General features: G+C 65.0%; 19 protein-coding genes. 7 read left to right on the forward strand and 12 right to left on the reverse strand.

Going from position 1 to position 21,557, the window contains the following annotated elements; translation table 11 throughout:
• Positions 1-139: 139 nt before the first annotated feature.
• Complete coding sequence (locus QY049_RS26060; RefSeq protein WP_258764606.1) at positions 140-988, reverse strand: caspase family protein; 849 nt, start codon at positions 986-988, stop codon at positions 140-142.
• 410 nt (positions 989-1,398) lie between these two features.
• On the opposite strand from QY049_RS26060, the gene QY049_RS26065 reads away from it, so the two are divergent.
• The 3 genes from QY049_RS26065 (at position 1,399) to QY049_RS26075 (ending at position 5,402) form a co-directional block, all read left to right on the forward strand.
• Positions 1,399-3,126 carry a hypothetical protein gene (locus QY049_RS26065; protein ID WP_258764605.1) on the forward strand — a complete coding sequence of 576 codons (1,728 nt, stop codon included), beginning with the start codon at positions 1,399-1,401 and terminating at the stop codon, positions 3,124-3,126.
• A gap of 176 nt (positions 3,127-3,302) precedes the next feature.
• Positions 3,303-4,028, forward strand: coding sequence for a thermonuclease family protein (locus tag QY049_RS26070; RefSeq protein ID WP_194479022.1), 726 nt, complete (start codon positions 3,303-3,305; stop codon positions 4,026-4,028).
• Positions 4,029-4,214: 186 nt separating this feature from the next.
• On the forward strand, positions 4,215-5,402 hold the full coding sequence (locus QY049_RS26075; RefSeq protein WP_258764604.1) for an alanine--glyoxylate aminotransferase family protein: 1,188 nt from the start codon (positions 4,215-4,217) through the stop codon (positions 5,400-5,402).
• Positions 5,403-5,446: 44 nt separating this feature from the next.
• Here QY049_RS26075 and QY049_RS26080 read toward each other — a convergent pair whose 3' ends face one another.
• Positions 5,447-6,544 (reverse strand): hypothetical protein, encoded by a 1,098-nt coding sequence (locus QY049_RS26080; RefSeq protein ID WP_258764602.1) that lies wholly within the window; start codon positions 6,542-6,544, stop codon positions 5,447-5,449.
• Entirely contained in the window at positions 6,544-7,980 is a 1,437-nt protein-coding gene (locus tag QY049_RS26085) for an MBOAT family protein (protein ID WP_258764601.1), read from the reverse strand. The genes QY049_RS26080 and QY049_RS26085 overlap by 1 nt, the downstream gene beginning before the upstream one ends.
• A gap of 149 nt (positions 7,981-8,129) precedes the next feature.
• Here QY049_RS26085 and QY049_RS26090 point away from each other — a divergent pair, with 149 nt between their 5' ends.
• Positions 8,130-10,229 carry a S9 family peptidase gene (locus tag QY049_RS26090; protein ID WP_258767102.1) on the forward strand — a complete coding sequence of 700 codons (2,100 nt, stop codon included), beginning with the start codon at positions 8,130-8,132 and terminating at the stop codon, positions 10,227-10,229.
• 5 nt (positions 10,230-10,234) lie between these two features.
• Here the strand turns inward: QY049_RS26090 and QY049_RS26095 are convergent, their stop codons facing one another.
• Positions 10,235-10,954 carry a ribonuclease activity regulator RraA gene (locus QY049_RS26095; protein WP_258764600.1) on the reverse strand — a complete coding sequence of 240 codons (720 nt, stop codon included), beginning with the start codon at positions 10,952-10,954 and terminating at the stop codon, positions 10,235-10,237.
• Positions 10,955-10,963: 9 nt separating this feature from the next.
• Entirely contained in the window at positions 10,964-12,700 is a 1,737-nt protein-coding gene (araD, locus tag QY049_RS26100) for an L-arabinonate dehydratase (RefSeq protein ID WP_258764599.1), read from the reverse strand.
• Between the two features lie 260 nt (positions 12,701-12,960).
• Between araD and QY049_RS26105 the strand changes: the two genes are divergently transcribed.
• Together QY049_RS26105 and QY049_RS26110 are read left to right on the forward strand one after the other, a co-directional pair.
• Positions 12,961-13,389 carry a response regulator gene (locus tag QY049_RS26105; RefSeq protein WP_258764598.1) on the forward strand — a complete coding sequence of 143 codons (429 nt, stop codon included), beginning with the start codon at positions 12,961-12,963 and terminating at the stop codon, positions 13,387-13,389.
• Positions 13,390-13,450: 61 nt separating this feature from the next.
• Complete coding sequence (locus QY049_RS26110) at positions 13,451-16,951, forward strand: PAS domain S-box protein (RefSeq protein WP_258764597.1); 3,501 nt, start codon at positions 13,451-13,453, stop codon at positions 16,949-16,951.
• 70 nt (positions 16,952-17,021) lie between these two features.
• On the opposite strand, the gene QY049_RS26115 is transcribed toward QY049_RS26110, so the two are convergent.
• On the reverse strand, positions 17,022-17,657 hold the full coding sequence (locus QY049_RS26115; RefSeq protein WP_194482558.1) for a response regulator transcription factor: 636 nt from the start codon (positions 17,655-17,657) through the stop codon (positions 17,022-17,024).
• 163 nt (positions 17,658-17,820) lie between these two features.
• Between QY049_RS26115 and QY049_RS26120 the strand changes: the two genes are divergently transcribed.
• Entirely contained in the window at positions 17,821-18,123 is a 303-nt protein-coding gene (locus QY049_RS26120; RefSeq protein ID WP_194479014.1) for a hypothetical protein, read from the forward strand.
• A gap of 54 nt (positions 18,124-18,177) precedes the next feature.
• Here QY049_RS26120 and QY049_RS26125 read toward each other — a convergent pair whose 3' ends face one another.
• The 6 genes from QY049_RS26125 to QY049_RS26150 all read right to left on the reverse strand — a co-directional run.
• Positions 18,178-18,681 carry a response regulator gene (locus tag QY049_RS26125; RefSeq protein WP_194479013.1) on the reverse strand — a complete coding sequence of 168 codons (504 nt, stop codon included), beginning with the start codon at positions 18,679-18,681 and terminating at the stop codon, positions 18,178-18,180.
• 142 nt (positions 18,682-18,823) lie between these two features.
• Complete coding sequence (locus QY049_RS26130) at positions 18,824-19,141, reverse strand: PilZ domain-containing protein (RefSeq protein ID WP_194479012.1); 318 nt, start codon at positions 19,139-19,141, stop codon at positions 18,824-18,826.
• Between the two features lie 2 nt (positions 19,142-19,143).
• Complete coding sequence (locus tag QY049_RS26135; RefSeq protein ID WP_194479011.1) at positions 19,144-20,022, reverse strand: protein-glutamate O-methyltransferase CheR; 879 nt, start codon at positions 20,020-20,022, stop codon at positions 19,144-19,146.
• Positions 20,023-20,056: 34 nt separating this feature from the next.
• The gene (locus QY049_RS26140; RefSeq protein WP_188106496.1) at positions 20,057-20,446 is read right to left on the reverse strand and encodes a PleD family two-component system response regulator; all 390 of its coding nucleotides are present in this window, start codon (positions 20,444-20,446) and stop codon (positions 20,057-20,059) included.
• Between the two features lie 34 nt (positions 20,447-20,480).
• A complete protein-coding gene (locus QY049_RS26145) occupies positions 20,481-20,954 on the reverse strand; it encodes a chemotaxis protein CheW (RefSeq protein ID WP_194479010.1) in 474 nt (157 codons plus the stop codon).
• Positions 20,955-20,978: 24 nt separating this feature from the next.
• The coding region (locus QY049_RS26150; RefSeq protein WP_301270084.1) for a response regulator at positions 20,979-21,557 on the reverse strand (579 nt) is incomplete at its 5' end.

Raw genomic sequence — 21,557 nt, forward strand, 5'->3', positions numbered from 1 at the left:
CTGCAGCCGAGTAACGCTGCCGCGCAGCGCCGCGACCCATCTCTCCCGAACGAGAGGCTCAAAGGAATGGGCCCCGGCTCAGCGTCGCGCATCAAGCGCCGCGTCCGGGGGCACGAGACTTGGCAATCCTTCGGAAAAACTAGCCGCCGGCCCGGTCGAAGTGCACGTCTTCGAGCAGCGAGGACGACACCGTCGGCACCTGGTCGCCTTCGGAGGCGCGGGCGATGGCGACGCGGGTCTTGTTGAAGACGCTCTCGGCACTGCCCTGCGCATTGAGATTGTTGAGGAGCTCGCCGACCAGCGTCGAATGCTCGCCCTTGCCGTCGTCGACGACCTTGCCGGGCGAAGCCGAGGAGAGGATCAGCGCGTTGTCGGGCGTGCCGATCGGCGCGAGACCGTGCGAATAGGAGCGGAAGCGACGCTCATAGGGATTGCGACGCGACGCATCGACCACGACGAGCTTGGCCTTGGCGCCCCGCTCCTTCATCATCTCGAGCACGCCCTCGATCGAAACGCCCTGACGGCGAACGTCGCTCTCCTTCCAGATCACGGCATCGACCGGCAGCATGTAGCTCTCGCGGCCGGCCTGCACGCCGTAGCCGCCGAAGAACAGCATGACGACGGTGTCGTGCTTGATCCGGGACTTCAGGCGGTTGACGGCGCGGACCATGTCGTCCCTGCTCGCGTCTTCCACCATGTCGACGTCAAAACCGTTCTTGCGCAGCGACGACGACAGCGCGCGTGCGTCGTTGATCGACTGCGTCAGCGGCGCATTGGCGTCGGGATAATGACCATTGCCGATGACGAGCGCGAGACGCGAGGTCTGGCCGACCGAGCCCGTGACCTGGTCGGTCGAAACGGCCCTGGCGGCGTCGAGCGCGCGCATGTTGAGGGCAGCATGGGCGCCGATCGCCAGCGACACCGTGCCGATGAGGGCTGCGGCGAGGGCAATCGAGCGTCTGGAAATGTCGAGCTGCCTTACATTCATCTCGGTTCATTCCTGTCAGTGCCAAAGGCCTGCCAAGCGCGCGCACACTGTTTGAGTAGCGCGATGGCGTCTCTAGGTTTGAGGGATTGGCCGGGGAGTGCCCCCGAATTGCGCGCAATTTGCGGCGCCGCACCAAACAAACCCTTAACCTGAGATCACCGGCCGGGCAATAGATCGTCAAAAATTTGATCTAAGCCGATGAATTTATTAGTTAATTTCCATGTCCAGATTTCTCCTTTTTTGGTATTCCCGTAGGCTTCCGGGGAGCGATCAAGCAGCTTCCGTGCCGGGTTTTTATGTGACCTTAGTCACGTTTTTATTTCCCACGAATCCGGGTAGCTTTTTCAACGACTTGCAGGGGGTGGGTCCTCGCCTGGCCCCTGCGAAAGTCCCCCGCGACCAGGTATTTCATGAGCCTTCATTATTTCGCAGGTGCCGCGTGCCGGGCGCTGACGGCGCGGAAAGACGGCCCCTCGCTTTACGACGTCTGCGATCCCGTCTTGTCCGGTCCGTCCAGCGGCGATCCGCATCTGGCCAAGTTCTACAAGACCGCGCTCGGCAATCCCGCGCTGCGGGTGCTGCTGCGCCGGGCCGGCCTCCCCGAGCTGCGCGACGAGGCCAAGCTCGCCCGGCTGCGCGCGGCTTTGGTCCGTGCTCGCGATGACGCAGAACCCGACTGGGCCGCGGTCGGCGCACCCATCGCCGAACTCGTCGACACCATCGCGCTCGACCATCCCAAACCGCCGCCGGCGATGTTCACCGGCTCCGCGCCGTCGCAGGCACAGATCGACGGCGTCATCCGCGACTGCGCACAGCATCTGATCGGCTCCTATCGCAAGAACGGCTTCCTGCCGACCTATGCGGCCTTCAACCTGATCGGCGATCCTGACGTCCGCGGGCGCGAGCTGATCATGGCGCTCACGGGATTGAATGCGCGCGGCTACAAGAACTCCTCGCTGCTGTTCAACCTCGCCCGCGTCTTCATCGCGCGCTCGCCCGCGCGCGCCGTGGTCAATCCGCCCTGGCGCGGGATTGCCGAGCCGATGTGGGAGCCGGTGCAGATCCGCCATCGCTCGGCCTATTACGACGCGTTCTTCATCGAGGCGCTGCTGAGTTACGTCGAGACCGGGCTGGCTTCGCTTGAAGACAAGACAGCGGCGGAGCGCGCGATCGCCGACATGGTCGATTTCTGCGTCAACATCAGCCGCGAAGAGGTCGAGGGCAGCGGCGGCGCGCGCTTCAACGTCATCACCGCGCTGGCGCCGGCGCCGCATCCGCGCTTCTCGCGCTATTTCGCCCAGATCAAGCAGGACCTCGGCTTCGGCGTCTACGTGCCCGACTGCGACACCACGGCCTGCTCGATCTCGGCGGCGACGCAGGCCGGCTGCACCGATCCGATCATCGACCAGCCGCTGCTGGATTTCTATGCGGGCTACCAGGTGCATGCCGGCGTCAACGAGCCGCGCGTCACGGTGCCGCTCAACGACCACATCGACTACGAAGGCGGCGTTGCGACCTGGATCGACAACCTCAAAGGCGAGCGCCCGTACGGCAACGATCTCGATCCGACGCTCAACCTCGACATTCTCGAGGTGAGCTTTCGCAATCTGGCGCGCTGGAAAATTCTGGAGACGCCGGCGCGGCTCGCGACCGTGCACCGCATCATCGGCTTCCAGAAGCGGCTGGCGGCGAGCGGCGCCTTCGCCAATCCGCGCTCGCACATCTACTATCTGCCCGAGCTCTACAGCGCCTATTTCGGGCGTTGCTATGCGGCCTTCCTCGCGCTGCCGCTCAGCGCGCAGGCCGCGATCGATCCCTCCGGCGATTTCGATTTCATCCGCCATCGCGTGCTGTCCTACGTCAAGGGTGAGCTGATGGCGGCGGAGATGAACGTGTTCGACGCCGCGCTGGCGCTGATCGCGCTCGGCCACCTCGGCGCCGACCCGCGCGCCTTCGCGCCGGCGCTGAACGTGATCGTCGCGGCCATCGGCGAAGGCGGCCGCCGCGGCCCGTTCCGCGCCTATGAATGGAACAAGATGAAGACCCCGACGCGGATCCTGGTCGGCGGGCCGGAGGTGACGTCGGCGTTCGTACTGATGGGGCTGGCGGTGGCGAAGCGGGCGATGGCGCGGGGGTGAGATTGGCTCTCGTGCCCCGACGCAGCGCAGCGCCGCTTCGGCGGTGCGCTGCACGAGCGGTGTTCGACCAATGACGGGAAGTTGAAAGCCTGCGTGTTCGGCATATGCTGGCCGAGAGGCCAAAAGCCGACCACAATTGCGCGCCTCTATCGAGATTTCATTACACGCGGACCGGCATGTTGCGAAAATTCCTGATTGCGCTGTCTCTGCTCGGTCTGCCGTCGCTGGTGCAGGCCGCCGACATCACCGGCACCGCGAAGATCCGCGACGGCGATTCCGTCATGATCGGCAACACGCGGATCCGGCTCGGCGGCATCGACGCGCCCCAGGTCGATCAGCTCTGCCTCAACACCAAGAGCGAGCGCTGGACCTGCGGCGTCGCCGCGCGCGACGAGCTCGCCAAGTACACCGAAGGCAAAAACTGGGTCTGTCATGCCCGCTCGGTCGACCGGCGCGGCCGCACCGTGGCGCGTTGCGAGGTGGGCGGCGAGGACATCCAGAAATGGCTGGTGCGCAGCGGCTGGGCGCTGGCCTTTGTCCGCCTCTCGAAGGACTACGAGGCGGACGAAGCCGCCGCGCGTGCGGCAAAGGCCGGCATGTGGCAGGGTGCCTTCATCGCCCCCTGGGACTGGCGCGTGCGCAACAAGAAGACCGCGATCCTCGGCGCCACCAAGCCGCCCGCGGGCGCCCATGCGGTACTGCTCGCCTCGGCCTCCGGGCCGGTCGCGCCCTCGCCGGACTGCACCATCAAGGGCAACGTCAACTCGTCCGGGGAGTGCATCTACCACACCCGGACCAGCCGCTGGTACACCCAGATCAAGATGAAGATCAGCAAGGGCACCCGCTGGTTCTGTTCGGTCGAGGAAGCGGAGGCCGCCGGCTGCCGCGAGACCAAGAGATAGAGCATGGTCCGGACCCGAAGGGCCGCGTTGGCGCAAAGTGTGGCGCAGTTTTCCGACAAGACCATGCTCAAAACAAAAAGCCGCCCCAGACCTGCGTTTTGTGCGCTTTTCTCAGGCCTCGCCGCCGCGTAAAAGTGTTGCTACAGCGACCCACCAGACAGTCTTCACGACACAAGGAAGATAGCAATGACCGTTCGCGCGGGCCGGGAATTTCTGGCCATCCCCGGGCCCACCACGATGCCCGACGCGGTGCTGCAGGCGATGCATCGTCCGGCGATCGACATTTACTCCAACGAGATGCTCGACCTGACCGAGAGCCTGCTCCGCGACATCTCGAAACTGTTTTCGACCAGGGGCAAGTCCTACATCTACATCGCCAACGGCCACGGCGCCTGGGAAGCCGCGCTGAGCAACGTGCTGTCGCGCGGCGACAAGGTGCTGGTGCTGGAGAGCGGACGCTTTGCGATCGGCTGGGGCAATGCAGCAGCCTTGATGGGCGCCGAGGTCGAGGTGCTCAAGGGCGACTGGCGCCGCGCGGTGCGGCCGCATGAGGTCGAGGAGCGGCTGCGCCGCGACACCGAGCACAGGATCAAGGCCGTCGTCGTCGTCCAGATCGACACCGCCTCGGGCGTGCAGAACGACATCGAGGCGATCGGCAAGGCGATCAAGGCGGCCGGCCATCCCGCGCTCTACATGGTCGACACCGTCGCCTCGCTCGGCTGCATGCCGTTCGAGATGGACAAATGGGGCGTCGACGTCGCGATGTCCGGCTCGCAGAAGGGCCTGATGACACCGCCCGGTCTCGGCTTCGTGGCCGCCAGCGCGCGCGCGCAGGAAGTCCACAGGAAGGCGAACATGTCGACGCCCTATTGGAGCTGGAGCGAGCGCGAGGGCACCGAGAATTATCGCAAATATGCCGGTACGGCGCCGGTGCATCTCTTGTTCGCGCTGCGCAAGGCGATCGACATGCTGCACGAGGAAGGGCTGGAGAATGCGTTCCGCCGCCACGCGTTGCTCGGCGAAGCCACGCGCCGCGCGGTCGGTGCATGGACGGAGGGCCAGGTGCTCGGCTTCAACGTCGCCGAAGCCAGCGAGCGCTCCAACACCGTGACCACGGTGACCATGACCACCGGCCACGATCCCGCGTTGCTGCAACGCTATTGCAAGGAAAAATGCGGCGTCGTGCTCGGCACCGGCATCGGCGACCTCTCGGGACAAGCCTTCCGCATCGCCCATATGGGCCATGTCAACGCGCCGATGCTGCTCGGCACGCTCGGCGTCATCGAGGTCGGCCTCAACGCGCTCAAGATCCCGCACGGCAAGGGCGGGCTCGAGGCGGCGGTCTCGTATCTCGGCGAGCAAGTCGGGGCGTAGGGCACTCAGGCATCGGCCCGCCCCCGCGGGCCGGGCCGATGCCGTTATTTTAACCGATATGCGGCTACCTGCGCCTTCAGCTCGTTCAGCGATGCCAGCGGCTCGTTGGGGTCGACGCGATATTCCCCGCTTCTCAGCCATTGCAGCACCTTCGCATCCACCACGGGCGAATGGTGGATGACGTCGCCGTAATTGCTCAAGTCGTGCGTCACCGCCTTGATCGCGCGGAAATCGTGCAGGCGTACGTTGGGAAGCCGCGTCAGGCGTCGCGCAATCCGTGCGGTGAGATCCATGACGATCTTCAGCGTCTCCGGCGAGGCATCGCGCATCGCGACGAATTGCAGGATCGAGTAGGGCGGGAAGTAGATGTCGAAGGTCACGTCCGGATGGCGCGTGATCAGGCCGACGGCATCCTGCTCGAAATGCCCGATCATGGCGTCACGGTCATAGCCTTCGCCGAGGAAGCGGCTGCGCGAGGGCGCGGTGATGTAGGCGAAGGACGCCAGCGCTTGCTCCGTATTGTAGTTGCGCGTGATGTCGAAATCCCGCGGCAGCGCGTAGATGTCGTCGGCGTTGGCCAGCGCGAACTTGACGGGAAGATACGGCGCCGCCCGCGTCAGCAGTTCGCGCAGCGGCGGGGTGGATCGCAGCAGCGCGAACAGCGACTCCTTCGCCATGGCCGCGCTGAACAGATAGGACGCGATACCCTTGGCCGTCCGGCGATAGAGATCGACGGACAGATAGGGATCGGCCTCGATGTCGGCGGCATCGACGAAGATGAAATCGTCCACCTCCCAGATCACGCGCCGGGCGCCGCGTTCGATCGCCTGCTCCAGCACGAAGCTCTGCTGGCGCGAATTGGACCCGGTCATGGCCAGCTTGAGCGAGTGCACGCCGAGCACGCGATCGATGTCGCTCTGGCGAAAGTGGATCGCGAGCGAGGTGCCCATGAAGGCGGTGTCGAACGACTGGCTGCGGATCAGCCCGGCGTTCTGCACGCGCGTGTCGTCGGAATAAAAGGCCTGCTTCGAGGAACGAAACAGTTGCAGCGGATCGACGGCGTAGGTGAGCACGGCCGCGCCCAGGACGCAGGCGACGCTCGCGAGCAGAAGTCGCTTCAGATGTGAGAAGGTGCCGCGCATCAGAACCGGAAATAGATGAATTCGCTGTGGCTCTGGATGCCCAGAATGCCGAAGGCGAGAACCAGCGACGCACCATAGAGCACCAGCGGCCGCATGCGCCCTGCCCGCATATCTTCGCCGACCCGGCGGTTGCCGTGGTCATAGCCCATGATGCTCTGCGTGTTCGGCGCCAGCCACACCAGCGCGGCATAGATCGCAACCAGCACCAATGCCGCGATCTCCTCGCGGCCGAAGACGACGTTGGAGGGATCAGCCATGGCGCGGAGCACCCGCAGCGCCCATTCGACGCTGGGGGCGCGAAAGAACACCCAGGCGACGACGACTGCGAGGAACGTCAACGCTCCGCCTGCAACGCGCCCCGGAAACGCAAGCGCCGATGGGCCCTTCGGCAGCAGCGCATTGAAGGCATGATTGACGCAGAGATAGGCGCCGTGCAGCGCGCCCCACACCACGAAGGTCCACGCCGCGCCGTGCCAGAGCCCGCCGAGCAGCATCGTGATCATCAGGTTGACGTAGCGCAGCAGGCGGCCGCGCCTGTTTCCCCCGAGCGGGATGTAGAGATAGTCACGCAGGAACTGCGACAGCGTCATGTGCCAGCGGCGCCAGAACTCGACGATGCTGGTCGCCTTGTAGGGCGAGTTGAAGTTGACCGGCAGGAAGATGCCGAACGTCAGCGATATCCCGATCGCCATGTCGGAGTAACCCGAGAAGTCGAAATAGAGCTGGAACGTGTAGGCGAGCGCGCCAAGCCAGGCCTGGTCGAAGCTCGGCGAGCGCGCTTCGAAAGCGAGCGAGACCAGCGGCTGGATGCCGTCGGCAAGGCAGGTCTTCTTGAACAGGCCGATCGCAAAGATGATCACGCCGCACAGGATCAGGTGCGCGTCGGGATATTTCGTATCCTTCCGCTCGAATTGCGGGATCATGTCCTTGTGGTGGAGGATCGGTCCCGCGATCAGATGCGGAAAATACGTCACGAACAGCGCATAATGCGGCAGCGCATAAGCCGCGACCTGCCCACGATAGGCATCCACCAGGAAGGCAATCTGGGTGAACGTGTAGAAGGAGATGCCGACCGGCAGCAGGATGTGGATTGCAAAGTGCGTGCCGGCCAGCGCGTTGACGTTTTCGGTGACGAAACCGGCATATTTGAAAATGCCGAGCACGATGAGATCGCCGATAACACCGAGAGCAAGTGCCGCTTTTCGTCGTGATGGGCCAAGCTTCGCCACGATGAGAAGATGACCGATGCCGTAGTTGAAGGCGATCGAGATCAGCAGCAGGGCCACGAACTGCCAGTTGCCGATGGCGTAGAAGGCAAGCGAGGTCAGCGCCAGCCAGATCACCGGGGCGAGATTGCTGCGCCGGCCCAGCCCAAAATAGCCGGCCAGCACGATCGGCAGGAACAGCAGGATGAACGGGTAGGAATTGAACAGCATCAGGCTGGACCGGCGGCGGGATGATCGCCCCTCAAAGCACACAAGCGCCCCGCCAACAACCCGGCGGCCGGGCGCATCCTTGGCGCAGCGCTGGCAATTCGCGGAATCGGGACGATATAAGGTGGAACACGCAGTTGAATGAGGATCGAGTGACCCAGGCCAAGACACCTTCCCTGCCGCCCGTCGCCCCGCGCCGGCCGCATTCCTTCACCCACCACGGCATCACCGTTGCCGACGACTATGCCTGGCTCAAGGACGCGAAATGGCAGGAGGTGCTGCGCGACCCCGGAGTGCTCGACCCTGACATCCGCAAATATCTGGACGAGGAGAATGGCTACACCGAGAGCCTGCTCGGCCACACCGCTCAGCTGCAGAAGACGCTGGTGCGCGAAATGCGCGGACGCATCAAGGAGGACGATTCCAGCGTGCCGTCGCCGGACGGACCGTTCGCCTATTTCCGTCGATTTCGCGAGGGCGGACAGCACGAGTTGTTCGGCCGCATGCCGCGCGACGGCGGCAACGAGCATATCGTGCTCGACGGCGACGCGCTCGCCAAGGACCACAAATACTTCAAGTTCGGCGGCAGCCGCCACTCCGACGACCACAAGCTGCAGGCCTGGAGCGCCGACACCAAGGGCTCGGAATATTTCACGATCCGCGTCCGCGACTGGGCGAGCGGCAACGATCTCGACGACCTCGTCGAGGAGACCGACGGCGGCGTGGTCTGGAGCAAGGACGGCAAGAGCTTCTTCTATGTGAAGCTCGACGACAATCATCGGCCCATGCAGGTGTGGCGGCACAAGCTTGGCACCAAACAGGCTGACGATACGCTCGTGTACGAGGAGCAGGATTCCGGCTGGTTCACCCATCTGCATGAGAGCACCAGCGGCCGCTTCTGCGTGATCGCCGGCGGCGACCATGAAACGAGCGAGCAGCGGCTGATCGATCTGGCCAACCCCGAGGCGCCGCCGCGCCTGGTCGCGGCGCGCGAGGAAGGCGTGCAGTATTCGCTCGCCGACCGCGGCGACGAGCTGTTCATTCTCACCAACGTCGACGACGCCATCGACTTCAAGATCGTCACGGCGCCGCTTGGCGCCCCCGAACGCAAGAACTGGCGCGATCTGATCCCCTATCGTCCCGGCATCTACATCATCGACCTCGACCTCTACGCCGGCCATCTGGTGCGGCTGGAGCGCGCCAACGCACTGCCGTCGATCGTGATCCGCGATCTCGCCACCAGGAACGAGCATGCGATCGCCTTCGACGAGGCCGCCTATTCGCTCGACACGATGGGCTCCTACGAATTCGAAACGACGAATCTGCGCTTCGCCTATTCGTCGATGACGACGCCGTCGGAAGTCTACGACTACGACATGGCAAAGCGGACGCGCGTGCTTCGCAAGCGCCAGGAGATCCCGTCCGGCCACAATGCGGCCGACTACGTCACCACCCGCATCATGGCGAAGGCGCAGGACGGCGCCGAAGTGCCGGTCTCGATCCTCCATCGCCGCGGCTTGAAGCTCGACGGCGCGGCGCCGCTGCTGCTCTATGGTTACGGCTCCTACGGCATGGCGATGCCGGCCTCGTTCAATGCCAACCGCCTGTCGCTGGTCGACCGCGGCTTCGTCTACGCCATCGCGCATATCCGCGGCGGCGCCGACAAGGGCTGGGGCTGGTATCTCGACGGCAAGCGCGAGAAGAAGACCAACTCGTTCGACGATTTCGCCGCCAGCGCCCGCGCGCTGATCGACGCGAAGTACACCAGCGCCAAGCGCATCGTCGGCCATGGCGGCTCGGCCGGCGGCATGCTGATGGGCGCTGTCGCCAACCGCGCGGGCGAATTGTTCGCCGGCATCGTCGCCGAGGTGCCGTTCGTCGACGTGCTCAACACCATGCTCGACGACACGCTGCCGCTGACGCCGCCGGAATGGCCCGAATGGGGCAACCCGATCGAGAGCGAGAAGGATTTTCGCACCATCCTGTCCTACTCGCCCTATGACAATGTCGCGGCAAAGGACTATCCGGCGATTCTCGCGATGGGCGGACTGACTGATCCCCGGGTCACTTACTGGGAGCCCGCCAAATGGATCGCCCGCCTGCGCGCCACCATGACCGGCGGCGGTCCGGTCCTGCTGCGCACCAACATGGGCGCCGGCCACGGTGGCGCGTCGGGGCGCTTCGACCGGCTCGACGAAGTCGCGATCGTCTACGCGTTCGCGCTGTGGGCGACCGGGATGGCGGAGGTGTAGCCGCGTTACCTTCCGTTCTTCTTGCGCCATTCCGCGAAGTCGGAGAGCGTCTGCGGATCGGTCGCGGGATAGAGGCCGAAAATGCCGCGGCCCTTGCCGACTTCCTCGGTGACGAAATCCTCGAACGCGGTCATCTCGAACGTTTCATTGGCGATCTCGTCGGCGAGATGCGCGGGGATCACGATGACGCCGTCGGCATCGCCGAGGATGACGTCGCCGGGAAACACCGGCGCGTCGCCGCAGCCGATGGGGACGTTGATCTCGATCGCCTGGTGCAGCGTCAGATTGGTCGGCGCCGAGGGGCGATGGTGGTAGGCGGGAATGCCGAGCCTGGCGATCTCCGCGGAATCACGAAAGCCGCCATCGGTCACGACGCCGGCGACGCCGCGCTTCATCAACCGCGTCACCAGGATCGCGCCGGCCGAGGCTGCGCGCGCATCCTTGCGGCTGTCCATCACCAGCACGCTGCCTGCCGGACAATCCTCGACCGCCTTGCGCTGCGGATGAGAGCGATCCTTGAACACGTCGATGGTGTTGAGGTCTTCGCGCGCCGGCATGTAGCGCAGCGTGAAGGCCTCGCCGACCATTGTCGGCTGATCGGCACCGACGGGGTGCACATCCTGGACCATCTGGATGCGCAGGCCGCGCTTGAACAGCGCGGTCGCGACGGTGGCCGTGGAGACGGATTTGAGCTTGTTGCGGGTGGCTTCGGAAAGTTTTGACATATGCGTCCTTTAGTAAATCGACGGCTCGCCGATCGGCGCGCCGAAATCAGTCTCGAGGAAGTCGAAGTCGCAGCCGTCATTGGCCTGCTTGATGTGCTTGGTGAACATCCAGCCATAGCCGCGCTCGAAGCGGCGCTCGGGCTGCTTCCAGGCGGCGCGGCGCTTGTCGAGCTCGGCCTCTGACACATCGAGATTGATGGTGCGCGCGCCGACGTCGAGCGTGATGCGGTCGCCGTTCTGCACCAGCGCCAGCGGTCCGCCGATGTAGGATTCCGGCGAGACGTGCAGGATGCAGGCGCCGTAGCTGGTGCCGCTCATGCGCGCGTCAGAGATACGCACCATGTCGCGCACGCCCCGCTTCACGAGCTTGGTCGGGATCGGCAGCATGCCCCATTCCGGCATGCCCGGGCCGCCCTGCGGCCCTGCATTACGCAGGATGAGAATGTGGTCCTCGGTCACGTCGAGATCGGGATCGTCGACAGCCTTCTTCATCGACGGATAATCGTCGAACACCAGCGCAGGCCCGGTGTGCTTGAGGAAGCGCGGCGCGCAGGCGGACGGCTTGATGACGCAGCCGTCGGGCGCGAGGTTGCCCTTGAGCACGGCAAGCGCACCCTCCTTGTAGATGGGATTGGCGACGGAACGGATCACGTCGGCATTATGCACCTCGGCGCCGTCGATGTTCTCGCCAAGTGTCTTGCCTGACACCGTGATGCAGTCGAGATGCAGATGCTGCTTGATCTCGCCCATCAGCGCCGGCAGACCGCCGGCATAGAAGAAATCCTCCATCAGATAGGCGTCGCCGCTCGGACGGACGTTGGCAATGACAGGCACCTTGCGGCTCGCAATCTCGAAATCATCGAGGCCGATGTCCTGGCCGGCGCGGCGGGCCTGCGCGATCAGATGGATGATCGCGTTGGTCGAGCAGCCCATCGCCATTGCGACCGCAATCGCATTCTCGAACGCCTTGCGGGTCTGGATCGTCTTCGGCGTCAGATCCTCCCACACCATCTCGACGATGCGGCGGCCGCATTCACTGGCCATGCGGATGTGGTTGGCATCCGCGGCGGGAATCGAGGAGGCGCCTGGCAGCGTCATGCCGATCGCCTCGGCGATCGCGGTCATGGTCGAGGCCGTGCCCATGGTCATGCAGGTGCCGTAGCTGCGGGCGATGCCTGCTTCGATATCGAGCCAGTCCTTGTCGGAGATCTTTCCGGCGCGGCGCTCGTCCCAATATTTCCAGCCATCGGAGCCGGAGCCGAGCGTCTTGCCTTTCCAGTTGCCGCGCAGCATCGGCCCCGCCGGCAGATAGATCGCCGGGATGTTCATCGAGGTCGCGCCCAGCAGCAGCGCCGGCGTGGTCTTGTCGCAGCCGCCCATCAGCACCACGCCGTCGACGGGATGGCTGCGCAGCAGCTCCTCGGCTTCCATCGCCAGGAGATTGCGATAGAGCATGGTGGTCGGCTTGAGCAGCGATTCCGACAGCGACAGCGCCGGCAGTTCGACCGGCAGGCCGCCGGCCATCAGGATGCCGCGCTTGACGTCGTCGACGCGCGACTTGAAGTGCATGTGACACGGCTGCGCCTCCGACCAGGTGTTGATGATCGCGATGCACGGCCGATCCTTCCACTCCTCCGGCGCATAGCCCATCTGCATGGCACGGGAACGGTGGCCGAACGAACGGAGGTCGTCGGGCGCGAACCAGCGCGCGCTGCGGAGCTGGTCGGGTGTCTTCTTCCTGGTCATGGTCCTCGTCCGTCGGGGAATCTGCCCTGCTCTTCTCACAGGCCGTCGCCCCCTCGCAAGGCGGCCGGCGGCCCGCAACGTGGGCCCAGCTATGCACTTGGAGGTGCATAGGCTACGGTGCGATGCAACATCAAAAACGGCTCATGCCGACCGGCCCCGAAGTGCTTGCAGGGCGGGCACGATCCGCGCAACAATTTCGTATTTGGAGCTTTGATTTTGGTCGCAGGGACGCATCCCCATCCGACCCGGAGGTTTTTAACGTGGCCAACATCCTGATTGTGGATGACGACCCGGCCGTGCAGTTGACAATCCGGCTGCTGCTGGAGCGGGCCGGCCATCGCGTGACGGTCGCCGGCGACGGCAGCAAGGGGCTCGCCCTGTTCGAGAGCAACCGGTTCGACCTTTTGTTCCTCGACATCTTCATGCCCGGCATGGACGGGCTGGAAACGATGCGTCATGTCCGGGCCCTGCAACCGGCCATTCCGATCGTCGTCATCTCGGGCCGCTCGATCACGCCGGATGACTTTGCCGAGCCCGATTTCCTCAAGATGGCAACCAAGCTCGGCGCGGTCGCGAGCCTGCAAAAGCCGTTCCGAGCCGATGCGCTGCTGGCGATGGTCGACCGCTGCCTGACATCGGCGCAATCATCACCCCCTCCTCACATCGACACCGGCACCGGCGGCCGGTGACGGGACCATCGATGTCGCGTAGAACATTCGGGTCCATTCTCGACGCGGCGCAAAGGGCGACATGACGCTCGCAACCCGGCTGGCCATCGCGATGATTCTGCTGGTCGCGGTTGCGGTCTCCGCGGTCGGATGGCTGAGCCATTACAGCCTGGAACGGGCGTTCCTGCCGCGCGTGCTCGACCGCATCGAAACCCAGTCGGGGCTGCTCGCTTCCCAGCTCGAAGCCCAGACCAGTGGTGCGCGGTCCGCCATCGTGACGTTCCGCGCCAATGCGGCCGTGCGCGGCGTGATCGATGCCCATTTCAACAACGGCATCGACCCGGTTGATCATCTGGCCGAAAAGACCTGGCGCGAGCGGCTGCTGACGCGCCTCGTGGCCGATGTCGAAGCCAACCCGACCTACGCAAAATTTCGCGTCATCGCGGCCAACGGCACCGAATATCTGCGCGTCGATCGCTCCGGCCCGAATGGATCGGTCCGCATCGTTCCCGACGAGGCCCTGCAAGCCAAGGACGATCGCTTCTTCTTCCAGGACGCGATCAAGCTCCACGAAGGCCAGATTTATGTCTCTCCGGTCGATCTGAACGTCGACAACGGCACCATTCAGATGCCCTACGTGCCGACGCTGCGCGTGGCAGCACCGCTGTACGGGTCCGATCACCGCCTGTTCGGGATCGTCGTCGTCAACGTCGACATGCGCCAGGTGTTGGATCGCATCCGCATCACGGCCCGACAGGGAGAGCAGGTCTACGTCGTCGGCCGCAATGGCGACTATATCGTGCACCCGGACCGGACCCGCGAGTTCGGCTCGCAATTGGGCACACCGACGCGCTGGCAGGACGACTTCCCCTATTTCGCAGGCGTCACCGGATCGACGCAAGGCGCAACCCATGTCGTGCCTGAACGCAACGGCAAGCCGAGCGGCGCCGGGATCGCGCCCGCGATCCTCGCCGAGGGGCAATGGGTCGGCATCATCCGGGTCGTGCCCAATGCCGTGTTCATGGCCCCCGCCGTGATCATCGAACACACGAGCCTCATGATCGGCGTCATCGCGGTGCTGGTAGCGGCCGCGCTTGCCCTGATGCTGGCGCGATCGCTGACCCGGCCGATCGGGCGGCTCACCAGAGCCGTCGAGGCGATCGGGCGCGGCAAGCCCGCCGCGATTCCGATCGACGCCGGCGGCGAGACCGGCATGCTGGCGCGAGCCTTTGCCCACATGGTCGAGGAGACCAAGGCCAAGACCTCGGCGCTGGAGCATGAGATCGAGGAGCGGCGCCGCAGCGAGGCCGCCCGCGACCAGCTCGCCGTGCGCGAGCGCCTGTTCAGCGCAGCGGTGGAATCTTCCGACGATTCGATCGTCATGCAGACGCTCGACGGCATCATCATCGGGTGGAACACGGCGGCCGAACGCCTCTACGGCTATTCGTCGGAGGAGGCGGTCGGACAGCCGACCTCGATCCTCCTGCCGGCCGATCGCAGCGACGAGGGCAAGGACTATCTGCGGCGGATCGCGCAGGGCGAACGGATCGAGCACTTCGAAACCGTCCGCGTCCGCAGGGACGGCACACCGGTCGAGATCTCGGTGAGCCTGTCGCCGATCCGGGGCCCTGCCGGCGAGATCATCGGCGCCTCGGGCACGGCACGGCTGCTGACCGATGCGCGACGGACCGAGCGCGCGCTACGCCAGCAGCTCGAGGAGCGGCGGCAGCTGTTCGACGCCTCCGAAGACCTGATCATGATCATGAACTCGCGGGGCCATATCGTGCAGATCAGCCCGAGCAGCGAGACCGTTCTCGGCTATGCGCCCGAGGAAATGATCGGCCGCAGCGGCGTCGATTTCATCCACCACTCGCATCTCGATCAATCCCGCGAGGAAATGCGCGCGCTCCGGCGCGGCGAACACCCCAAGCTCGCCGACACGCGCTGCCTGCACAAGGACGGCAGCGAGGTCTGGCTCTCCTGGCTCGGCAACTGGTCGAACCAGGCCAAGCGCTACTTCTTCGTCGGGCGCGACATGACCGAGGCGAGGCGCGCAGCCGAGTCCTTGCGCGACAGCGAGCAGCTTGCGCGCAACATCGTCGAGACCGCGCTCGACGCCTTCGTCCAGACCGACGCCCACAGCACCATCCTGAATTGGAGCTCGCGAGCCGAGGAGCTGTTCGGCTGGCGGCGCGACGAGGCGCTCGGCAAGAACGCCGTCGACCTGATCGTCGCGGAGAGCGAGCGCGAGAGGGTCAAGGCCGGCCTCGCCCGCTTCCTCGATTCCGCCGAAGGCCATACCCTCAACCGCCGCCGCGAACTGATGGTCCGCCGCCGCGACGGCAAGGAATTCAGGGCCGAACTCAGCGTCACGGCGCTGCGGCGCCGCGAGGGCATCCTGTTCAACGTGTTCTACCGCGACCTCACCGACAAGATCGCCTCCGAGGAGCGCATCCGCCACGCCGAGAAGATGGAGGCGGTGGGCCAGCTCACCGGCGGCGTGGCGCACGATTTCAACAACATCCTCACCGTCATCACCGGCACGATCGAGATCCTGGCGGACGCGGTGGCGAAGGATCCGGGGCTTGCCGCGATCACGAAGATGATCGACGAGGCCGCCGGCCGCGGCGCCGAGCTGACCCAGCATCTGCTCGCCTTTGCCCGCAAGCAGCCGCTCCAGCCGCGCGAGATCGACATCAACTCGCTGATCATCGACACCGCAAAACTGCTGCGGCCGACGCTGGGTGAGCAGATCCAGATCGAATCCGTGTTCGAGGACGAGAGCTGCGTCGCGATCGTCGATCCGAACCAGCTCACCACGGCCATCCTCAACCTCGCACTCAACGCGCGCGACGCGATGCCCGGCGGCGGCAAGCTGATCGTCGAGACGGGCGCCGCCTATCTCGACGAGGTCTATGCCAGCGTCAACGACGTCAGGCCCGGACACTACGTGCTGATCGCGGTGAGCGACACCGGCACCGGCATTCCGTCCCATATGCTGGCGCGCGTGTTCGACCCCTTCTTCACCTCGAAGGGCCCCGGCAAGGGCACCGGCCTCGGGCTCTCGATGGTCTACGGCTTCATCAAGCAGTCCGCGGGACACATCAAGATCTACAGCGAGGAAGGCCACGGCACCACGATCAAGATGTACCTGCCGCCGGGCAAGACGCCGACGGCCGTGAGCGATGGCGTGACGCCTGCGACGGTCGAGGGCGGGCACGAGACCATCCTCGTGGTCGAGGACGACCGGCTCGTGCGCGACTACGTGCTCGCGCAGCTGCACTCGCTCGGCTACGTCACCCTGCAAGCCGCCAATGCCGCCGAAGCGCTTGCGATCGTGGCGAGCGGCGCGCGGTTCGACCTGCTGTTCACCGACGTGATCATGCCCGGCAAGATGAACGGACGACAGCTTGCCGACGAGGTGGTGAAGACGCGCCCCGACCTCAAGGTGGTCTACACCTCAGGCTATACCGAGAACGCGATCATCCACCACGGCCGGCTGGATTTAGGCGTGCTGCTGCTGGCCAAGCCCTATCGCAAGTCCGATCTGGCGCGGATCATTCGCAGGGCTCTGAGCAGCTGAATTCTGGGTGTCATCCCGGACGCGCGTAGCGCGATCCGGAACGACGAAAGGGCGGCGATTCAACAGCGCCTTACGACGCGCGCTGGGCCGCGGTCATCACGATGCGGATCAGATCGGCGGCGTTGCGGGCGCCGAGCTTCTTCATGATGTTGGCGCGGTGATCCTCGATGGTGCGGGGGCTGATGCCGAGCGTGCGGCCGGCCTCCTTGTTGGAGGCACCGGCAGCAAACTGCTCCAGCACCTCGCGCTCGCGTCGGGTCAGCGGCTCGCGTCCGGGGAAATGCAGCGAACCGAACTTCGGCGATGCACTCTCTGCCTGCCTGCGTGCATAAGCGCCGATCGCCTCATCCAGCCGGCCGACGATCTCGCTGCCGCGAAACGGCTTCTCGATGAAGTCGAGCGCGCCGCTCTTGATGGCCCCCACTGCCATCGCGATATCGCCCTGCCCGGAGATCATGAAGATGGGGGCCGGATAGTCCTCGCCTTGCAGCTCCTTCAGGATGTCGAGACCCGACTTTCCGGGAATGTGCACGTCGAGGAGGATCGCAGCCGGCGTGCGGTTTCGTGCAACGGAAAGCAGTGCTGCGCCGTCGGCGAAACAGATCACCTCATAGCCCGCCGCCTTCAACACCATCGACAGGGTGTCGCGAACAGCGGGGTCGTCATCGACCACGAAGATCTCACCACGGGAGGTTTGTTCGACCATGTGCCACGTCCATTCGCCAACCCACGTCGGCATTCAAGGACTCGCGTCCGCGCCTGACATTACGGCTTTCGGCGCAGATTCGGCCCACCCGCATTTGTACGGGACATGAACTTAACGCACAAGTAGCGCCGAGGTGCCTTATTGCGGGGGACGGAGAATATCCATGCTAAATTACGCTGGCACACCCCCGCTCGCCGCGATGGCCGAAACCGACAGCCGTCAGTTGATCGCAGCCGAACTTCGCTCACTGATCGCGCGCATGGAGATCAGTCTGCGTCTGATCGACGCGGCGATGGAGCCTGAAGACGATGGCTCTATCGTGAGTGCCGATCTGGGTTCCACCGAGATCGTCGTGCTCGACGACGTCACGCCTCGCTTCACCGCGGCGAGAGCCGCCCTCAACGCCTGCCGGGCGGAGCTCGGCCAGGCCCTTCAGAATCTGTCGGAATCCGGCAGTCCCGCATAGGCCGCGATCGGCCCGGCTGATTTGCCGCAGCTGATCGCAGGCCAGCGCCGCGCCTCAGGCGCGGTGCCGTTCCACGATCGCGTCGGTGGCGACGCCGCCCCAGGTATGGATCGTCGGCAGTCCCATCGCGGTCTTGCCGAGATTGGCGAGACTGATGCGCAGCGCCGCGAGATCCAGCGGCTTCGGCAGGCTCTGAAGCTCGATCCCGACCGAGCGGGCGAAGTTGCGGGCGGCGCTGCGGCGCTTGCCGTCCATGCCGCTGATCACGATCACCGAGCCCGAGAATTTCGCGGCCGCCATCTCGCGCAGCACGTCGATGCCGTCGCCGTCCTCCAGCACGAGATCGAGCGTCACGCAGTCGAAGCGCGCAGCGCGCAGCTTTTCGATCGCCTCGGCGACCGACGGCGCAACGGCGACCTCGTGGCCGGCCTGCCTGGCGGCGACCGTGATCAGGCTGCGCTGGGTGGCGTCGTCATCGACCACCAGGAGCTGAAGCGCGCGCCGCTCGGCGACGTCGGGCAGATTTGACGGGATGGGGGAGAGAGAGCTTCTTGGCATGGCCGGACCCTGAAATTGCGACCGTCAATCGATACACGGTCCGCGCTTAGGCGACGTAAAGCTACGCCTGCGAATTCGGTCGGATGTTTTCAGAAAATGTGAAGCAACGCGTCAGGGAAAGGCAGCCCGAAACGCGCGGCGATCACGCCACCGCGTCCTGGCCATTGGCTGCGCCGCGCTTCTTGCGGTTCTTGCCGCGCAGGAACTGGATGTCCATCTCGGCGCCGTTGACGCGCACCAGCTCGCAGCGGCGGTAGGCAAGGCCCGTGGACGACAGCAGCAGGAAGAACTCCTTCAGGTTCAAGCCCTGGATCGAGCCCTCCACCGTGAGGATGGCGTCGGTATCGGAAATCGCATTGAGGGTGCAGTCGCGCCGCCAGGTGCCGTCGATGGCCATGATGCAGACATCATAGCCCCGACTGAACGTGACGCGCTCCGTGCCCTTGCCATCCTCGGCCATGTCTATCGTCCTGCCATCGCCATGCGCGGCGCCGCAGCCGCGTCGGCAGCCGGCTTGGCCGCAGCCGCACGCGGATCGTTCGGCTTGTAGAGGCCGCGGCGATCGGTGATCGGCCTGAACGTATCGGTCAGTCCGACCACGGTCTCCGCCGCGCCGAGCACCAGGAAGCCGTCGGGCTCGATCTGGCGGGCGAGGCGGTTGAAGATGTTGATCTTGGTTTCCTGATCGAAATAGATCAACACGTTGCGGCAGAAGATGACGTCGAACGTGCCGAGGTGGGAGAAGTCCTGCAGCAGATTGAGCTGCCGGTGCTGGATCATCGCGCGCAGCTCGGGATGGACCTGCCAGGTCTCGCCGGTCTGCTTGAAATATTTCATCAGCATCTGGATCGGCAGACCGCGCTGCACCTCGAACTGGCTGTAGACGCCGGCCTTGGCCTTCTCGAGCACCTCCTGCGAGAGGTCGGTCGCGATGATCTCGACACGCCATCCGGTGAGCGCCGCACTCATCTCCTTCAGGGTCATTGCCAGCGAATAGGGCTCCTGCCCGGTCGAGCCCGCGGCGCACCAGATCCGCACGCTGCGGCGAGCGGCACGGGCCTTGAGAACCTCCGGCATGATGGTGTCGCGGAAGTGATCGAACGGGACCTTGTCGCGGAAGAAGAAGGTCTCGTTGGTGGTCATGGCTTCGATCACGCTGGTGATCAGCGCGCTCGATCCGCCTTGCAGCTTCTGCACCAGCTCGGGGATGCCGGAGAGCCCGGCCTTTCGCGCCAGCGGCAGCAGGCGGCTTTCGATCAGATATTGCTTGTCGGCGGACAGGTCGAGACCGGAGCGCTCTTTCAGCAACTTACGCAGATACTCGTAATCGGGCGCGTTCACAGGATACCTCTTGACGCTACTGGCAGGTGTATTTTCAGGCTGCGGTCTCTTCTTCGCGCGCGACCAGCCCGACCTCCTGGAACTTCGCCAACACGATTTCCTTGTCGAAAGGCTTCATGATGTACTCGTTGGCACCGCCGCCCATCGCCTTGGTGATGTGGTCGATGCCGTTCTCGGTGGTGCAGAACACCACCTTGGGCTCATCGCCGCCGGGCATACGGCGCAGCGTGCCCAGGAACTGGAAGCCGTCCATCACGGGCATGTTCCAATCGAGCAGGATGGCTTCCGGCATGGCCTTCTTGCAGTGGACCAGCGCCTCGACGCCGTCTTCCGCTTCGATGACCTGGAAGCCCAGCGCCTCGACGATGCGACGCGCGACCTTGCGAACGATGCTGGAATCGTCAACCACCAAACAGGTCTTCATCTTGGATCTCCGGCTCGAATGTCTTTGTGAAAGTTCAGGCGGCCATTTGCACGTCGGTCTTGAGCTCGAGGACGCGATCGACGTCGAGGACGACCATGAGCTGGCCGTCGAGACGGTGGACGCCGCCGGCGAGCTTGGCCATGCGGGGGTCGAGGTTGACCGGGTTCTCTTCCTTGCTGTCCTCGGGCAGGCGCAGCACCTCGCCGATCTGGTCGATCAGGAGGCCATAGGATTCGCCGCGCAGGTCGACGCCGACCGCCATCGGCGTCTTGCCGTCCTCGTCCCTGGGCAGGCCGAGACGGGCGCGCATGTCGACCACGGTGACGATGCGGCCGCGCAGGTTCAAGACGCCCGAGATCTCGCGCGAGGACAAGGGAACGCGGGTAACGCGCTCGGGCATGAACACGTCCTGGACGCGGGAGATCGGCAGGCCGAACAGCTGGCCGCCGATCATCGCGGTGACGTACTCGACCATGGCGCCTTCGGTGGACTGGGTCTTCTTGCTCATTGCAATCTCTCCTGATCCCGGTCCTTACGCCGCCGCCCGGCTCAGCTCGGAGGCGCCGGCGGCGCCCGCGGTCTGCTCCTTCAGCGCCGCGATCAGACCGGGACGGTCGAACTTGGCGACATAGTCGTGGAAGCCGGCCTGACGGCCGCGCTCGATCGCCGCCGGCGACACCAGCGCGGACAGGCCGATGATCGGCATCGCGCCCAGATTGCTGTCGGAACGAATGGTCTCGGCGAACTCGAACCCGTTCATGTCGGGCATCTCGATGTCGGTCAGGACCACGTCGAAGTTCTGCGCGCGCAAGGCAGCCAGGCCCTCCTGCGCGGTCGGCGCGGTGCGGACGCGGTAGCCGGCCGCTTTCAGCACCGGCGCCAGCATGTTGCGGAAGAACGCGCTGTCGTCAACCAGCAGCACCGACTGCGAGTGCATCGACGGCTTCATCTCCTTGCGGGTGAACCAGTCGGCGAACGCCATGGGCAGGAAGTGGCCGACGTCGATCACCTCGGTCGCCTGGCCCTTGATCACGGCCGAGCCGAGGATGCCGCTAGCCGAGCCGCCGACCTCGATGTTGAGGCGCTCCTCGACGATGTCGATGATCTCGTC

Source organism: Bradyrhizobium sp. WYCCWR 13022 (assembly GCF_030435535.1).
In the GTDB taxonomy this organism is placed as follows: domain Bacteria; phylum Pseudomonadota; class Alphaproteobacteria; order Rhizobiales; family Xanthobacteraceae; genus Bradyrhizobium.

Excerpts from the sequence above, each read along its gene's own strand:
- QY049_RS26060 (WP_258764606.1), bottom strand. The coding sequence starts at position 988 with ATGAATGTAAGGCAGCTCGACATTTCCAGACGCTCGATTGCCCTCGCC.
- QY049_RS26065 (WP_258764605.1), top strand. The coding sequence starts at position 1,399 with ATGAGCCTTCATTATTTCGCAGGTGCCGCGTGCCGGGCGCTGACGGCG.
- QY049_RS26070 (WP_194479022.1), top strand. The coding sequence starts at position 3,303 with ATGTTGCGAAAATTCCTGATTGCGCTGTCTCTGCTCGGTCTGCCGTCG.
- QY049_RS26075 (WP_258764604.1), top strand. The coding sequence starts at position 4,215 with ATGACCGTTCGCGCGGGCCGGGAATTTCTGGCCATCCCCGGGCCCACC.
- QY049_RS26080 (WP_258764602.1), bottom strand. The coding sequence starts at position 6,544 with ATGCGCGGCACCTTCTCACATCTGAAGCGACTTCTGCTCGCGAGCGTC.
- QY049_RS26085 (WP_258764601.1), bottom strand. The coding sequence starts at position 7,980 with ATGCTGTTCAATTCCTACCCGTTCATCCTGCTGTTCCTGCCGATCGTG.
- QY049_RS26095 (WP_258764600.1), bottom strand. The coding sequence starts at position 10,954 with ATGTCAAAACTTTCCGAAGCCACCCGCAACAAGCTCAAATCCGTCTCC.
- araD (WP_258764599.1), bottom strand. The coding sequence starts at position 12,700 with ATGACCAGGAAGAAGACACCCGACCAGCTCCGCAGCGCGCGCTGGTTC.
- QY049_RS26110 (WP_258764597.1), top strand. The coding sequence starts at position 13,451 with ATGACGCTCGCAACCCGGCTGGCCATCGCGATGATTCTGCTGGTCGCG.
- QY049_RS26115 (WP_194482558.1), bottom strand. The coding sequence starts at position 17,657 with ATGGTCGAACAAACCTCCCGTGGTGAGATCTTCGTGGTCGATGACGAC.
- QY049_RS26120 (WP_194479014.1), top strand. The coding sequence starts at position 17,821 with ATGCTAAATTACGCTGGCACACCCCCGCTCGCCGCGATGGCCGAAACC.
- QY049_RS26125 (WP_194479013.1), bottom strand. The coding sequence starts at position 18,681 with ATGCCAAGAAGCTCTCTCTCCCCCATCCCGTCAAATCTGCCCGACGTC.
- QY049_RS26130 (WP_194479012.1), bottom strand. The coding sequence starts at position 19,141 with ATGGCCGAGGATGGCAAGGGCACGGAGCGCGTCACGTTCAGTCGGGGC.
- QY049_RS26140 (WP_188106496.1), bottom strand. The coding sequence starts at position 20,446 with ATGAAGACCTGTTTGGTGGTTGACGATTCCAGCATCGTTCGCAAGGTC.
- QY049_RS26145 (WP_194479010.1), bottom strand. The coding sequence starts at position 20,954 with ATGAGCAAGAAGACCCAGTCCACCGAAGGCGCCATGGTCGAGTACGTC.